Origin of the sequence: Microlunatus soli (genome assembly GCF_900105385.1) — a bacterium.
Classification (GTDB): domain Bacteria; phylum Actinomycetota; class Actinomycetes; order Propionibacteriales; family Propionibacteriaceae; genus Microlunatus; species Microlunatus soli.
Window position 1 is genome coordinate 6300864 of record NZ_LT629772.1, and the last position, 15407, is coordinate 6316270.

The 15407-nt window shown below is 67.1% G+C and carries 15 protein-coding genes; 7 read left to right on the forward strand and 8 right to left on the reverse strand.

Annotated elements, in window-relative coordinates; translation table 11 throughout:
* Positions 1–70: 70 nt before the first annotated feature.
* A complete protein-coding gene (locus BLU38_RS28830; protein ID WP_091530499.1) occupies positions 71–1033 on the reverse strand; it encodes a 5'-3' exonuclease in 963 nt (320 codons plus the stop codon).
* A 30-nt stretch (positions 1034–1063) separates the two neighbouring features.
* Between BLU38_RS28830 and BLU38_RS28835 the strand changes: the two genes are divergently transcribed.
* The 3 genes from BLU38_RS28835 to BLU38_RS28845 all read left to right on the forward strand — a co-directional run bounded on the left by BLU38_RS28835 (position 1064) and on the right by BLU38_RS28845 (position 3966).
* On the forward strand, positions 1064–1501 hold the full coding sequence (locus tag BLU38_RS28835; RefSeq protein ID WP_091530502.1) for an Lrp/AsnC family transcriptional regulator: 438 nt from the start codon (positions 1064–1066) through the stop codon (positions 1499–1501).
* 50 nt (positions 1502–1551) lie between these two features.
* The gene (gene lnt, locus BLU38_RS28840; RefSeq protein ID WP_091530506.1) at positions 1552–3192 is read left to right on the forward strand and encodes an apolipoprotein N-acyltransferase; all 1641 of its coding nucleotides are present in this window, start codon (positions 1552–1554) and stop codon (positions 3190–3192) included.
* Between the two features lie 195 nt (positions 3193–3387).
* On the forward strand, positions 3388–3966 hold the full coding sequence (locus BLU38_RS28845) for an FxsA family protein (RefSeq protein WP_091530509.1): 579 nt from the start codon (positions 3388–3390) through the stop codon (positions 3964–3966).
* Positions 3967–4104: 138 nt separating this feature from the next.
* On the opposite strand, the gene BLU38_RS28850 is transcribed toward BLU38_RS28845, so the two are convergent.
* The 6 genes from BLU38_RS28850 to BLU38_RS28875 all read right to left on the reverse strand — a co-directional run bounded on the left by BLU38_RS28850 (position 4105) and on the right by BLU38_RS28875 (position 10031).
* Positions 4105–4488: an RNA polymerase-binding protein RbpA gene (locus tag BLU38_RS28850; protein ID WP_091530512.1), complete on the reverse strand. Its 384-nt coding sequence runs from the start codon at positions 4486–4488 to the stop codon at positions 4105–4107.
* A 203-nt stretch (positions 4489–4691) separates the two neighbouring features.
* Entirely contained in the window at positions 4692–6065 is a 1374-nt protein-coding gene (locus BLU38_RS28855) for an MFS transporter (RefSeq protein WP_091533338.1), read from the reverse strand.
* A 4-nt stretch (positions 6066–6069) separates the two neighbouring features.
* The gene (locus tag BLU38_RS28860; RefSeq protein WP_407939630.1) at positions 6070–6981 is read right to left on the reverse strand and encodes a glycerophosphodiester phosphodiesterase family protein; all 912 of its coding nucleotides are present in this window, start codon (positions 6979–6981) and stop codon (positions 6070–6072) included.
* Positions 6982–7066: 85 nt separating this feature from the next.
* Positions 7067–8356, reverse strand: coding sequence for an acyltransferase (locus BLU38_RS28865; RefSeq protein ID WP_157683810.1), 1290 nt, complete (start codon positions 8354–8356; stop codon positions 7067–7069).
* 60 nt (positions 8357–8416) lie between these two features.
* Positions 8417–9019 carry a PGPGW domain-containing protein gene (locus tag BLU38_RS28870; RefSeq protein ID WP_157683812.1) on the reverse strand — a complete coding sequence of 201 codons (603 nt, stop codon included), beginning with the start codon at positions 9017–9019 and terminating at the stop codon, positions 8417–8419.
* 70 nt (positions 9020–9089) lie between these two features.
* Positions 9090–10031: a serine hydrolase gene (locus tag BLU38_RS28875; RefSeq protein ID WP_157683814.1), complete on the reverse strand. Its 942-nt coding sequence runs from the start codon at positions 10029–10031 to the stop codon at positions 9090–9092.
* A gap of 76 nt (positions 10032–10107) precedes the next feature.
* Between BLU38_RS28875 and pdxY the strand changes: the two genes are divergently transcribed.
* The 3 genes from pdxY (at position 10108) to BLU38_RS28890 (ending at position 12075) form a co-directional block, all read left to right on the forward strand.
* Positions 10108–10959: a pyridoxal kinase PdxY gene (pdxY, locus tag BLU38_RS28880; protein WP_091533341.1), complete on the forward strand. Its 852-nt coding sequence runs from the start codon at positions 10108–10110 to the stop codon at positions 10957–10959.
* Positions 10960–11130: 171 nt separating this feature from the next.
* A complete protein-coding gene (locus BLU38_RS28885; RefSeq protein ID WP_091530529.1) occupies positions 11131–11559 on the forward strand; it encodes a large conductance mechanosensitive channel protein MscL in 429 nt (142 codons plus the stop codon).
* Positions 11560–11649: 90 nt separating this feature from the next.
* Complete coding sequence (locus BLU38_RS28890; RefSeq protein WP_197679915.1) at positions 11650–12075, forward strand: MmcQ/YjbR family DNA-binding protein; 426 nt, start codon at positions 11650–11652, stop codon at positions 12073–12075.
* Between the two features lie 81 nt (positions 12076–12156).
* On the opposite strand, the gene BLU38_RS28895 is transcribed toward BLU38_RS28890, so the two are convergent.
* The gene (locus tag BLU38_RS28895) at positions 12157–13683 is read right to left on the reverse strand and encodes a helix-turn-helix domain-containing protein (RefSeq protein WP_091530536.1); all 1527 of its coding nucleotides are present in this window, start codon (positions 13681–13683) and stop codon (positions 12157–12159) included.
* 316 nt (positions 13684–13999) lie between these two features.
* Between BLU38_RS28895 and lpdA the strand changes: the two genes are divergently transcribed.
* Entirely contained in the window at positions 14000–15400 is a 1401-nt protein-coding gene (gene lpdA, locus BLU38_RS28900) for a dihydrolipoyl dehydrogenase (protein WP_091530539.1), read from the forward strand.
* The last annotated feature ends 7 nt before the right edge of the window (positions 15401–15407 follow it).

Below are 15407 nucleotides of genomic sequence, written 5' to 3' on the forward strand. Positions count from 1 at the left end.
CCTGTCGAAGGACCGCTCGGTGACTCTGCGAGGTTGCTGACCCTTCGAGGTTGGTGACCCGTCGACAGGCTCAGCGACCTTCGGTGCCCAGCGCTGCGCGGATCCGGTCGGCACTGCCACCGAGGCCGAGGGTCTCGGTGAGTTCGGCGAAGCGATCGGGGTCGGCCGGGGCGTCGGGCAACACCAGATCATCAAGGGTGACGCCGAGATCAAGATCATCGACCACGCCGACCACGTCCGGGGCGACGGCCAGGTAGTCGATCGCCGCGGCCAGCTTGGCCCGGACCCCGGCAGCGATCGCGGAGTCCGGTCTACTTGCCGCGGCCAGGATGCCCTCGATGCTGCCGTACGTGGTGATCAACGACGCAGCGGTCTTCTCCCCGACGCCGGCCACCCCGGGTAGCCCGTCGGACGGGTCGCCCTTCAGGGTGGCGAAATCGCGGTAGCCGGCGGCCGGCACCCCGAAGCGGTTCCGGATCCACGCGTCGTCGACCCGATCGTGCTTGCCGACACCGCGGGCGGTGTAGAGCACCCGGATCCGCCGCTCGTCGTCGACCAGCTGGAAGAGGTCGCGGTCGCCGGTGACCACCTCGGTCGGGATGCCGGAGGTCCGGGCCAGGGTGCCGCAGACGTCGTCGGCCTCGTAGCCGTCCTTGCCAACGATCGCGATGCCGAGGGCGTTCAGGCTGTCGATGATCATCGGGATCTGGATGGCCAGGTCGTCGGGGGAGTCCTCGACCTTGGTGGCCGCGGAGTGGGACATCTCTGTGATCCCGGATCCGGAGGATTCGGCGACCCGGTGCGCCTTGTAGCTGGGAATCAGCTGCACCCGCCATGCGGGGCGCCAATCGTTGTCCCAGCAGCAGGCCAGATGGGTGGGCCGGTATTCGTCGGTGAGCCGGGAGATGAAGTCCAGCAGCCCCCGTACGGCGTTGATCGGCCGGCCGTCAGGGGACCGGAGACTGTCCGGTACACCGAAAAAGGCACGGAAATACAACGATGCGGTGTCCAGAACCAGCAATCTTTGCGTCATCACACCCCGAATACTGGCACGCTTAGCCGCATGGAGAAGCTCGACCGACAGATCCTCTCGTTGCTTGCCCGCGACGGACGGATGTCCTACACCGACATCGGCAAGGCGACCGGCCTGTCCACCTCCGCCGCCCAACAGCGAGTCCGCAAGCTCGAACAGCGGGGTGTGATCACCGGCTATCGTGCCATGATCGCCGGCGACGCGCTCGGTCTGATGCTGACCGCGTTCATCGAGGTCAAGCCGTTCTTCGCCGAACAACCTGACGACACGCCGGAGTTGCTCAGCGACATCGAACAGATCGTGTCCTGCTACTCGGTCGCCGGCGAAGCCAACTACCTGCTCAAGGTCCAGGTCGGCAGTGCCGCCGAGTTGGAGGAGCTGCTGGCCGTGATCCGCAGCAAGGGCCGAGTCTCCACCCACACCACCGTCGTGCTGTCCACCCCGTACGAGGACCGGCCCGTCGTCTGAGGAGCTGAGAGCGGGTCCGAGGCACCTGAACCGAAAGGTAGGCTCGCCTGGTGCTCAGACGCGACGCCCCGGTAGCAGGTGACCGGCGATCCGGGACGATCGCGATGCCGTTGCCGGTACGGCTGCTGCTTGCCGTGGTGTCCGGGCTGGCGGTCGGGTTCGCCTTCCAGCCGTACGCGCTGTGGCCGTTGGCCTTCCTCGGCATCGCCGGGTTGAGCGTCGCAGTGCACGGCACCCGTCCGCGTCGCGGTTTCGCCGTCGGGTTCTTCTTCGGGCTCGCCATGCTGGGCGTCGCCATCATCTGGGTCCGGGTGATCGTCGGCGGCGGTGGTGTCGCGCTGCTCGGCGTGGTCGGGCTGATCGCGTTCGAGGCGTTGTTCTTCGGCCTGCTCGGGATCGGGATCGGCCTGGTCGGCCGGTTCCGGTTCTGGCCGCCGATGGCTGCCGGCGTCTGGACCGGCGTGGAGTATCTGTATTCGCGGTACCCGTTCGGCGGATTCGGCTGGACCCGGACCGCCTACACCGCTGTCGACACGCCACTGGCCGGCCTGCTGCCGTTCATCGGGGTAGCCGGGTTGTCGTTCGTGGTGCCGCTGTTGGCGCAGTGCCTGGCCTGGGTGGCGATCGCGGTCGCTTCGACGCCGCGGACCGGGAGACGACGGCCGCGGACCCTGCTGCTGCGCGCCGTGCTGCCGGCGCTGGCGGCCTGGCTGATCCTGATCGGCGGTGGACTGGCGCTGCGCGGCTGGAACCCCGATCCGGCCGACGGCACCGGACAGGTCGCGCACGTCGGCATCGTCCAGGGCAACGTGCCGGGCAAGGGGATCGAGGCGCTCGGTCGGATGCGTACGGTGACGGCCAACCACGTCGCCGAGACCGACAAACTGGTCACCGAAGCGCAACAGGGCCGCTATCACGAGCCGGACTTCATCCTGTGGCCGGAGAACTCCACCGACATCGACCCGACCGCCGACGCGATCACCGAGGAACAGGTGCAGTCCGCCGCGGCGGTCGCCGGCAAACCGATCCTGGTCGGTGCGGTGATGAACGGACCCGGTCCCGACGAACGGCAGACCACCGGCCTGTGGTGGGATCCGCAGCGGGGCATCACGGCCCGCTACGACAAGCGCAACCTGGTCCCGTTCGGGGAGTGGATCCCGTTCCGCGATGAACTGCTGCCGATCTTCCCGATCCTCAAGCTGGTCGGCGCGCAATCCGTCCCGGGCACCAAGCCGGGCGCTCTGAAGGTCAACCTGAGCTTGAACAACGGACCGCAGCAGCAGGTCACGGTCGGCGACGCGATCTGCTTCGAGCTGGCCTACGACGACACCATGTACGACGTGGTGACGTCGGGATCGCAGCTGTTCATGGTGCAGAGCAACAACGCCACCTACAGCGGCACCGGCCAGGTCAGCCAACAGTTCGCGATCACCCGGGCCCGGGCGATGGAGACCCGCCGGGAGATCGCCGTCGCCACCACCAACGGCGTCTCCGGCTTCATCGGCCGGGACGGTCAGGTGGAGTGGAAGACCGCCGAACGGACCGCCGACTCGACCGTCGTCGCGATGCCGCTGCGGACCGAGATCACTCCGGCCGTCCGGATCGCCCCGTGGCTGGAACGCGGCATCGCCCTGGCCGCCCTGGTCTGCTGCGTCGCCGCAGTCGTCGCCCGCCGCCGTACCCGCTCCTGACCGGCCCCCGCCCCTGCTCCTGCCCGGCCCCGCCGCACCATTTGCGTACCTTCGCACCGCGTGTACGTGGTGCGAAGGTACGCAACCGGTGCAGCGCTGGTGCTTGGGCCGGAAACCAGGGGAGGATCAGGTCTCGTTCCGGGTTGGTGAGTTGGACCGATTTGGGACAATCGGAGACGTGGGAGGGATGCGCTGATGGGGCTTCGACGTCGTACGCTGGCGATCCTGGTGGTGCTGTTCGTGGTGCTGCCGGTGGTCGAGATCATTCTGCTGGTCCAGCTCGGACAACTGATCGGCCTGCTCCCGGTGCTCGCACTGGTGATCGTCGAGGCGCTGGTCGGTGCCTGGCTGAGCCGGCGGCGCTGGCGGTCGGCGCTGGAATCGCTGCAGGAATCGATGCAACCAGACGCGGTGACCGGCCCGAACACCCGTTCGGCCGGGCAATTGACCGACGCGACGGACACCGCGGTCTTCGTGGCCGGCGGACTCGCACTGATCTTCCCGGGACTGATCACCGACCTGATCGCCCTGATCTGCCTGATCCCGTTCACCCGACGGCTACCGCGCACGCTGCTGACCGGCGCCCTCGAACGCCGGATCACCGGCCTCGGCGATCTCTCCGGGATGGGCTCGATGGGCGGCTTCGGCCGCCGACGGGGCGGATTCGCCGACGGTGACGTCATCGAGGGCGAGGTCGTCGATGACGTACCGCCGAGCAAACCACGTTCCGACGACGGCCCGGTCATCATCCGTGGCGAGATCGACGATCGCTGACCTCGGACTCCTGGGCGACACCGCCGGCGTTGAGCACGACAAAGGGCGCCGCCACACCGGAATCATGGTGTGTGGCGACGCCCTTGCTGCTGGATCAGGTCCGTTCGGAACGGACCCGGCCCAGGCGGTCCTTCAGAATCAGGCGGTCTTCTTGGACTTGCCGGCACCGGCGGTGGCGTAGTTGGGGCCGAGCTCACCGGAACGCAGCAGGTCGAGCCGCTCGGCGAGCAGTTCCTCCAGCTCCGGGATCGAACGGCGCTCGCGCAGCATGTCCCAGTGCGTACGGACCGGCTTCTCCTCCTTGGCCTCCGGCTTGGTGCCATCGGTGCGCAAGGACTCGGCACCGCAACGCGGACATTCCCAGATGGCCGGGATCTCGGCCTCCTCGGCGAAGGTCAGCGCGTACTCGTGCTGGTTGCTGCAGATGTATCCGATTTCCTGACGGGCCGCGAACTCGACGCCTGTCTCGTCCTCGAAGCTCTTGGAGCCCAAACCCGTTCCACGCAGAGAACGATCAGCCATGGTTGTTTCCTCCCGATGTGTTCGCTTTGGTCAACGGTCCAGCAGTGCGTCTTGTTCCTTTGCGGAGTAAAGAACACCGACGCAGTGACGCGAATCACGAACGCCAGGCAAACTGCCGGGCCGAAGCGTGGAGGTATCCGCGATCCAACATTCAACCGTAGCGGCAGGTCCAAATCCTGGTCTGGTGCATCCGATCAGCTCCTTCAGGTTTGTTGGAGGTCGTGCCCCGATCCGGTTGCTCGATCGGTATCCGGTGCCGACCGCGGCGGGCGGACCGGTAACAGGGCCACCGCACCACCGACCAACACCAGGATGATCCCGACGATACCGATCCGATCGCCGAACAGGCCAGAGAACACGGCGAAGAGTGTCGGAGCCAGGAAAGAGGCAGCCCGGCCGGTGGTTGCGTACAGGCCGAAAAGCTCGCCCTCTCGGTCCGGTGGGGCGATCCGGGCCAGATAGGAGCGCGAGCTGGCTTGTGCCGGCCCGACCCAGAGCACCATCAGCAGCGCGAAGATCCAGAACAAGGTGGTGATGTTCGGCGGCTGCAGCAGCGCCACCACCAGCAGCGTGCAGGCCATCAGCACCAGCCCGGCGAGCGAGATCAGGACCACCCGCTTGGGGCCGATCCGGTCCTCGACCCGGCCCATCGCCACGGCTCCCAGGGCAGCGGCGACATTGGCCACCACGCCGAAGATCAGGACGGTGCCGCTGGCCATCCCGTACACGCTGACCGCGAGGATCGCACCGAAGCTGAACACCGCAGCCAACCCGTCACGGTAGAGCGCGCTGGCCAGCAGGAAGTAGACCGCATGCCGGTCGGCCTTGAAGAGCGCGACGATGTCGCGGATCAACTGCCGATAGGAGTCGATGATGCCGCGACCTGCCTTGACCCCGCCGGCCGCCGGGGCCTCCGGTACGGCGAACAGCACCGGCAACGCGAAGATCCCGAACCAGGCGGCCGCCATCAGCGCGATGGCCCGGTAGCGCAGCCCGCCCTCGTCTCCGGCGCCGAACCAGCCGACGTCGGGGGAGATGAAGCCGACGTAGCAGATCAACAGCAGGAAGATGCCGCCGAAGTAGCCCATCGCCCAGCCGAAGCCCGAGACCCGGCCGATCGTGGCCTTGGTGGAGACCTGCGGCAGCATCGAGTTGTACGAGACCGCCGCGAACTCGGAGAACACGTTGCCGGCCGCCAACAACAGCAGACCGAGCCACAGATAGCTCGGCTCGTTCTTCACCCAGAACAGGCCGATCATGGTCAGCAGCATCAGCCCCGACCAGACCGCCAGGTTGCGCCGCCGGTGTCCGCCGGCGTCGGCGCGTTTGCCGCTGATCGGGGCGATCAACGCGATGAACACACCGGCGACCGCGGTGGAGATGCCGACCCAGGTGTTGCCGGTCAGGCCGCCCGGACGGGCGTCGCCGACCACGCCCTGAACGATGTAGGGACCGAAGACGAACGTGGTGATCACCGCGTTCTGCGCGGCCGAGCCCCAGTCCCACAGCGCCCAGGCCAGCACCGTACGGCGTTTGGCCGGTGCCCGGTCGGTCGGTTCGAGCTGCCCGCTGCTCATCTGCTCAGCGCTCCGATCCGGCGGTCCACAGGCCACGTGCCTGTAACACCGACTTCAGGGTGTCCGGGCGGTCGGTGAAGATGCCGTCCACTCCGAGGTCGAGCAGCCGTTCGATCTCCGCGGACTCGTTGACGGTCCAGACGTGGACCTGGCGTCCGGAGCGGTGCGCGGCCTTGACCAACGACGGGGTGACCACCGTGACCTCGCGGCCGGCGATCGTGGTCGTCACCGGCAGTTGCAGCGCGACGCCGGGGGAGTCGATCAGGTTTTTGATCAACGGCACTCTGGTCAGCCAGGGCAGGAAACGCAGCTGGGCGATCCCGCGGGAACTGACCGCCGACGCCACCCCCGGCAGCAGCTTGCGCAGGCGGCGCAGCCGGTCGACCCCGAAGGAGCTGACGCAGACCCGGTCACCGATGCCGAGGTCGAGGATCTGCCGGGCCAGCGGGGCGACCGCGCCCTCGGCCTTGCAGTCGATGTTGAAGCGTGCCTGCGGGAACGCCTCGATCAACTCGGCCAGGGTGGGAATCTGCAGCTCGCCGGCGACCCGGGCGCTGCGTACCTGTTTGAAACTGAGCTCACCGATCGCTCCGGTGCGATCAGTCACCCGATCCAGCCGCGGGTCGTGGAACGCGACAAGTTGATCATCGGCGGTGGCGTGCACATCGGTCTCCAGGTACCGATACCCGAGCTCGACAGCGTTGCCGAAGGCGTACAGCGTGTTCTCCTTGCCCACGTTGGCCGGCAGCTCCGCGCCGCCGCGATGGGCAAAGGCCAGGAAGGGCACGTCGAAGAACTCGTAGTCGCTGGCCGGCATGATGATCATTATGTCGGTCCGGGTGGCTCTCGGTGTCCGGTGTCGGCGCAGCAGGTCCGTGGTCAGCACCGGGAGCAGCGAGATGGCGATGAGAATCACGCCCGGTTGGAGCTGAGGTTGTTGATTCTGGCCGCCAGGTCCGAAGCGGTCGCGATTGTCGTCGCTGCGCTCACAGCGACGATCCTCAACAGCTCCTGACCCGTGCTGCCCGGTCGACATCGTTGCGATCCTGGCGGCTGCGCCGCAAGGACATCCGCGGGCGGGCGGTCAGGACCTTGCTCAGCGGGGTGCGGAGCAGGAGTTCGACGAGCAGCACGGTGCCGAGGACGGTGCCGACGAACAAGATCACCATCTCGGTCGGAGTGCCGACGCCGGCGGCGTTCAGGGCGGGCAACAACCAGCGGTCCAGGGCCCAGAGAACCAGCGGATGCAGGGCGAACACGCCGAACGCCCGGTGTGCGCCCGCCGCGGCCAGTCGGGCGGTCCGTCCGCCGGCCGGTGCGCGGCGATCCCAGGTGATGCACAGCGCGTAGACCACCAGCGTCGCACCCGCGGCCCAGGGCAGGATGGTCGGGAAGGCGGGCAGCGAGGCCAACATCGCCGAGCCTGCGCTGGAACGGATCAGGAACACGCCCATCGTGACCACCACGCCGACTCCGAAGAGGACTGAGATCAGCACCGGGCGGGCCCGGATCCACCGGTCGACCCGATCTCGATGCAGCGCGGTGAGCATTCCGGCGGCGATGAAGAACGCGTAGATCGGCAACTGGGTGTCCGGGTGCCGCCACGGATAGCCGGCAATCGAGTGCGGTGCTGGCAGCAGCGAGACCGCGGCCATGCTGCCGAGCTGCAGGACGGCGCCGCCGACCAGGATCGCCACCGACCGGCGGATCGACGCACCGCGGACGAGGCGGTGCAGCAGCGGGAAGACGGCATACAGCTGGATCGAGATCAGCAGGAAGTACAGGTGGTACCAGACGCCACCGGTGAGCAGCTGGGTCGTCAGCCGGGTGATGCCGGGCCACCATCCGGGTCTGCCGTCGACGGCCAACTCGACGGCGTAGTAGATGCAGGACCAGGCCACGTACGGCAGCACGACGGCCCCGAACCGGCGGCGCCAGAAGCGGGCCGGCGCCAGCTCCCGGTCCCGGTAGCCGTACATCAGCACCAGCGCGGAGATGAACACGAACGCGTACCGGGTGAAGTGCATGGCCATCCCCCAGGCCGCGACGGACCGGCGTTCGAAGTCGCCGACGTAGGTCACGACGTGGGCCGCGATGACGCAGCTGAACACGATGACGCGCATCGCGTCGATGTCGCGGCGGCGGGGCTGTCCGGCTGCTCGGCGGCTGGAGTCGGGCCGGCTGGAGTCGGGCCGAATGGAGTCGGGCCGGCTGGAGTCGGGGAGGGTGGAGTCGGGGCGGGCCGTGCTCGGCGGTTCTCGGAGCTGCCGAGGGCGTCCGTCGGGGCGCATGGGTATTTCCTACTGTCGAACGGGGTATTTGGGCCGACCCTACCGGTTGGCCGCGCTTCGTCAGTTGACGCCCGGCAGCCGGTCCAACCAATGGGCGATCGCGGCCGGCATCCAGGTGGGTAGGCCGAGCAGCAGAAGATACCCGTACCCGAGCGCACCCAGGCAAGCGAAGAAGATCACCCAGCCGAGCACCTGCCGGGGGCGGCTCCAGCCGCGGAACTTGTGCAGCTGCTTCTTGAACCACTGCATCAGCCGCTGCGCCCATTCGAATTCGCTGGCCCAGACCGCGAGCCCGAGCAGCACCAGCGGAATGCCGCCGGGACCGGGAAGCGGTCCGGTCACCGCGCCCAGCGCGATCAACAAGGTCCCGGCGATCGCGATCACCACGCGGTAGATCCGTGCCTTGTGCGGGTCGGCACGGATCTTGCGGCGCCACTCCCAGCGATCGTCGGTCTTGTCCAGCAGCACCGGTACGTCGCCGTGGTGGTGGCGATGCCGTTCCTCGGTCGGTTCCGCCGGTTGCTGCGGTTGGTCGGCACCGTGATTGCCGGGGCTGTCGGGGGACTGCGGAGCATCCGTCGCCGGGTCATCCTGGTCGGAATCCGGTGCGGTCGGCTGCTGATCGGTGCCGTGGTCGCGGCCACGCGCGCCCCCGGTCGACATGTCCACAACTGTAGAGGCTGGATCCAGCGGCAGCTCCGACTCGGCGTCCGACGCCACCCCGAGCTGCGCCTCAGCCATGACCGACCGGCACGTCGGCGGCATAGCTGTCGGCCTGCCAGGCCGTACGGTGTGCCCACGCCTCGGCGGCCAGGCGGCCGATCACGTCGTGCGACCGGTCATTGGGCCAGCGTCCGCTGACGGCGGCGCTGAGCACGAATTCCCCCTCCGGGTCGTCGACCCCGCCGGGACGGATCAGGGCGGCGTCGAGCACCGCGTCACTGACCCAGCCGTTCTTGTGCGCGACCCAGGTGCCCTCCGGCAGCCCCTGTGTCACGTCGGTGGTCACTTCGTTGTCCGCCAGGATCGCCAACACCTCCCGACAGGTGGCGGGCTCAGCGGCGGTGCCGGCGGCCAGCGCGGCCAGCACGGCGTTCAGGCCGGCGGCGGTCACCACATTGCTGCGGCCGACCTGCTGGGCGGCGTAGTCGTTGATCATCCGCACCACCCGCAGGTCGCCGGCGTCGCAGGCCGCGATCGCCTCGGCGACGGCATCGAAGCCGACCGCCTCCAGCACCAGGTTGGTCGCCAGGTTGGAGGATCGGATGATCGAACGCCGGCACAGCCAGCGCAGCGACACCTGGCTGCCCATCGCGTCCCACACCTCATGATCGGAGTCGTCCTCGACGTCGACCCCGAACGGGCTACCGACCCTGGAGGTGAAGCTGTTGTGGACGGTGAGCATCGAGTCCAGGTCGAGCCGTCCCTGGTCGCGGCCGCGGTAGGCAGCCAGCACCAGCGGCAGCTTCATCGTGCTCGCGGCGTAATGCTCATCGTCGGCCGCCCGCCCGGCGATCGGCCCGGACGCCGACGCGAGCTGGTAGGAGACCCGGATCGCGGTCCCGGATCCGGCCGCCTCGTCGACCGCTGCCTGGGCGATGGCGTCCAGCCGTTCGGAGAGGGACGACGCCGAGGTGCGGTGCTGAGGTTCGGGCTGGTCGGTGCTGTCGGTCACAGTGCACAGTCTGACCGATCCGAAGGGTCGGGTGGGAGAGTCGTGCACAACCGGACCCGGATGGAAGGATGTCGCGGTGACCACGATCCTCTCCATCCAGTCCTCGGTCGCGTACGGCCATGTCGGCAACAGTGCCGCGACCTTTCCGTTGATGCGGCGCGGCGTCGAGGTCTGGCCGGTCTACACCGTGCACTTCTCCAACAACACCAGCTACGGATCCTGGCGCGGGCCGCTGTTGGCGGCCGACGACGTCCTGGAGGTGGTGCGCGGGATCGACGACCGTGGCGTACTGGGCCGCTGCGACGCGGTGCTGTCGGGCTACCAGGGCGGGGAGGACGTCGGCGCAGCCGTACTGGCGGCAGTCGAGTTGGTCCGGAGTCGCAATCCGCGGGCCATCTACTGCTGTGACCCGGTGATGGGCGACGTCGATCGTGGCGTCTACGTCCGTCCCGGCATCCCGGAGTTCATGCGGACCCGGGTGGTCCCGGCCGCACAGGTGATCACGCCCAACCAGTTCGAGCTCGGACTGCTGACCGGGCTGCCGACCGACAGCACCGACGACGTGCTGGCGGCCGCGACCGCCGCCCGGGAGCTCGGCCCGCGGACCGTTCTGGTCACCAGCGTGATCACCACCGACGCACCCGAAGACCTGGCGATGATCATGGTCAACGACGACGGCGCCTGGTTGGTGACCACCCCGCTGTTGGGCCAGACCTTCACCGGGGCAGGGGATCTGACCGCCGCGGTCTTCCTCGGCGGGCTGCTCTCGCCGGCCGACCCGGTCCAGGCGCTGGCCGACACTGCCGCCGTCGCCTACGGCGTACTCAGCATCACCGCCGACCTCGGCAGCCGGGAGCTGCAGTTGGTCGCTGCCCAGGACGTCATCGCCCGGCCACGGGAGGTCTTCATCCCGACCCGGCTGCAGTGAACGACCGTCGACGAGCCGGCCGTCGAATCTGGAAGTACTCCAATCTGGATGCCCGGTGCGTTGTGTCATCGCAACGGGCAGGCAGAACGCTAATCTCTTCCTGACCAAACTGCGTGTCTGTCTCGAACGGGTCGACGCAGGAAAGATTTCGTGACGAGGAGACCAGCAAGAATGAAGGGCTTCAAGAATTTCTTGATGCGCGGCGACATCATCGTCGTCGCGGTCGGCCTGGTGGTGGCGACGGCGTTCAGCACACTGATCAGCGCCTTCACCGACAACATCATCAACCCGATCGTTGCGCGGGCATCCGGCGCAGCGCCGAACAGCCAGGGACTGGGTGTCCAGCTCGGTGGAGAAGGCAACGCCGCGACCTTCCTGAACATCGGGGCGTTCATCAGCGCGATCATCTACTTCATCATCTTCATGGCGGTGATCTACTTCGCGATCGTCGTTCCGTACAAGCATGTCCAGGCCCGTCGGGGCGTGACCGTCTTCGGCGATCCGGCGCCGGCACAGACCTGCCCGTCCTGCCTGTCCGACGATCTGCCGGTCGGCGCCACCAAGTGCAGGTACTGCACTGCGGACATCGCCGCTGCTTGAACCCAGGCAGGGTTTTGACCCGTTGATCAACAGCAGAAGTCCCGCTGAGCCCTGTCGGCTCGGCGGGACTTCTGCGTACAGTGCATGATCATGACGGCACACTGCCAGGCAACTGCTGCCGACGTCCACCGGATCGCGGGGGAGTTGCCGTACGTCACGGTGGAAACCGGCCCGAAGGGCAACCGTGTCTATCAGGTCGGCGGCAAGTCGTTCGTGTTCTTCCGTACGCCGCGACCCGACGCCTACGACCCGGACACCGGCGAACGCTACGACGACGTGATCGTCATCTGGGTCGCATCACAGGCCGACAAGATGGCGCTGATCCAGGACGAGTCCACACCGTTCTTCAGCACACCGCACTTCGACGGGCACCTGTCGATCCTGGTCAGGGCGTCCCGACTGCACGAGATCACCCGCGACGAGGTGACCGAACTGATCCAGGACGCCTGGCTGTCCCGGGCCTCCCGCCGCCGTGCCCGCCAGTGGCTCGCCGACCAAGGCCTGGCAGAACTCTGAGCCACCCCCAAACGCCGACCCGTCAGTTCCTCCCCGACACGCGCGGAATGTCGGGGAGGAACTGACGGGTCGGCGGGAGTGTCAGTCGCGGAAGACCTCGATGTTGGCTCCGATCGCGTTCAGCCGGTTGGGCAGGTCCTCATAGCCGCGGTTGATCATGTAGACGTCGCGGAGCACCGACTCGCCGCGAGCGGCGAGCATGCCGAGCAGGATGCAGACACTCGGCCGCAGGGCCTGCGGGCAGACGATCTCATAGCCCCGCCAGCGGGTCGGGCCGACGATCCGCAACCGGTGCGGGTCGAGCAGCTGCATGTTGGCGCCGATCTTGTTCATCTCCAGGAGATGGATGGCGCGGTTCTCATACACCCAGTCGTGCAGGGTGGTGGTGCCCTCAGCGGCGGCGGCGATCACGGCGAAGAACGGCAGATTGTCGATGTTCAGACCCGGGAACGGCATCGGGTGGATCTTGTCGATCGGTGCTTTCAACGCACTCGGCCGGACGGTGATGTCGACCAATCGCGTGTGACCGTTACGCGACTCGTACTCCTCCGACAGGGTGAAGTCCAACCCCATCTCGCCGAGGATGGACAGCTCGATCTCCAGGAACTCGATCGGCGCCCGGGTGATCGTCAACTCGGAGTTGGTGACGATGCCGGCGGTGAGCAGGCTCATCGCCTCGATCGGGTCCTCCGACGGGGCGTACTCGACGTCGGTGCTGATCTCCTCCACACCACGGATCGTCAACGTTGTGGTGCCGATCCCGTCGATCTGGACGCCGAGCTTGGTCAGGAAGAAGCACAGATCCTGCACCATGTAGTTCGGGCTGGCGTTGCGCAGCACGGTCACACCCGGGTTCATCGCGGCGGCCAGCAACGCGTTCTCGGTCGCGGTGTCGCCGCGCTCGGTCAGGGTGATCGGCCGGGTCGGCTCGACGGTCGGATCGACCACGCTGTGGTAGTAGCCGACGGTCGCGGTGACCTCGAGACCGAAGTGTCGCAACACCTGCAGGTGCGGCTCGATGGTGCGCGCACCAAGATCACATCCGCCGGCGTAGGGCAGCATGAACTTGTCGTAGGCATGCAGCAGCGGACCGAAGAACATGATGATGCTGCGGGTCCGTCGAGCAGCGTCGACATCCATCGCGTCAAGATCAAGTTTGTCCGGACGGACCAGGGTGAGATCGCTCCGGTCGGCCGACCAGGTGGCTTCCACACCGATCGAGGTGAGTACCTCGACGATCCGGTTGACCTCCTCGATCCGGGCGATGCCCTTGAGGACCGTGCGACCCCGGTTGAGCAGGCTTGCGCAGAGCACCGCGACCGCGGCGTTCTTGGAGGAGCGGACCTCGATGCTGCCGCTGAGTGTGTTGCCGCCCTGGACCCGGAGATGTGTCGGGCCGGCTGCGCCGAGGGAGATGATCGGCTGCTCGAGGGCCTCTGCGATGCGGGTCACCATGTCAAGACTGAGATTCTGATTGCCGGCCTCGATCCTGTGGATTGCGCTCTGACTGGTGCCGAGTTGCGATGCCAGTTGGGTCTGTGTGAGCCCCCGGTGCTTCCGTGCGTCACGGATCAGTCCACCGATGTGGTCCAAGGTCAATTCAGTCACCGGAGGAGAATAACTCACATCCGAGATATTTCTGAGTCTCATCTTGGTCACGGCGCGTCTCCTGACCACTCTCGGCGTTGTCTTCATTCACACGTTGTCGTCATGCGGCCCGGGCTCGTCCGTCGCCGGACCCGATCGGATCACCGCAGAGCAGTCTTGCCCGATCAGGGTCAGTCCCGCCAAGCTTCCCCGCAGGGAATCCGAAGTGGTTATCGGGTTGTGACCGCAGGCCGCCGTGGTTGTGCCGAAGATCACCACCGTCAGCGGAGGCGAGCCCGCCGCGATCCGTCACCGAGCGGACACTAGAGTTCGTGGCATGACCGAACACTTCGACGTCGTCGTTCTCGGGGCCGGCCCCGGTGGGTACGTTGCCGCGATCCGAGCGGCTCAGTTGGGCAAATCCGTGGCGATCGTGGAGAAGAAATACTGGGGTGGTGTCTGCCTCAATGTCGGCTGCATCCCGTCCAAGGCTCTGCTCCGCAACGCAGAACTGGCCCATGTCTTCACCAAGGAGGCGTCGACGTTCGGCATTTCCGGTGACGTGACGTTCGATTTCGGTGCGGCCTTCAAGCGCTCCCGCTCGGTCAGCGACCGGATGAGCAAGGGCGTGCACTTCCTGATGAAGAAGAACAAGGTCAAGGAGTATGAGGGCTGGGCGACCTTCACCAGCGCGACGGCGATGACCGTCGACGGCGCCGACGGTCAGACCGAGCTCACCTTCGACAACTGCATCATCGCCACCGGCGCCACCACCCGGCTGCTGCCGGGGACCCAGCTCAGCGAACGGGTGGTCACCTACGAAGAGCAGATCATGACCGACCAGTTGCCCGGGTCGATCGTGATCGCCGGTGCCGGGGCGATCGGCGTCGAATTCGGCTACGTGCTGGCCAACTACGGCGTGGACGTGACGATCGTGGAGTTCCTGGACCGGATGGTGCCGACCGAGGACAAGGACATCTCCGCCGAGCTGGCCAAGGCCTACAAGAAGCTCGGGGTGACGGTGCTGACCGGCACCAAGGTCGAGACCATCGACGACTCCGGCGACAAGGTGAAGGTCACCGTCAGCCCTGCCGCCGGTGGTGATCAACAGGTGTTGGAGGCCGACAAGGTGCTGCAGGCGATCGGCTTCGCCGCCCGCACCGAGGGCTACGGTCTGGAGGCGACCGGTGTCGCGCTGACCGATCGCGGCGCGATCCAGATCGACGACTACTGCCGGACCTCGGTGCCCACCATCTTCGCCATCGGTGACGTCACCGCCAAGATCATGTTGGCCCACAACGCCGAGGCGATGGGCATCGTCGCCGCCGAGACGATCGCCGGCGCGGAGACGATGCCGGTCGACTACTCGATGGTGCCGCGGGCGACCTATTGTCAGCCGCAGATCGGCTCCTTCGGGCTCAGCGAGGACCAGGCCAAGGAAGCCGGATACGACGTCAAGGTCGCCAAGTTCCCGTTCACTGCCAACGGCAAGGCCCACGGGCTCGGCGAAGCGACCGGTTTCGTCAAGCTGATCGCCGACGCCAAGTACGGCGAGTTGCTCGGCGCAGCGATGATCGGCCCCGATGTCACCGAACTGCTGCCCGAGCTGACCCTGGCTCAGAAGTGGGATCTGACCGCCGAGGAGATCGCCCGCAACGTACACGCCCATCCGACCCTGTCGGAGACGTTGAAGGAAGTTGCGCACGGCATCGCCGACGGCAAGATGATCAACCTCTGATCGGATA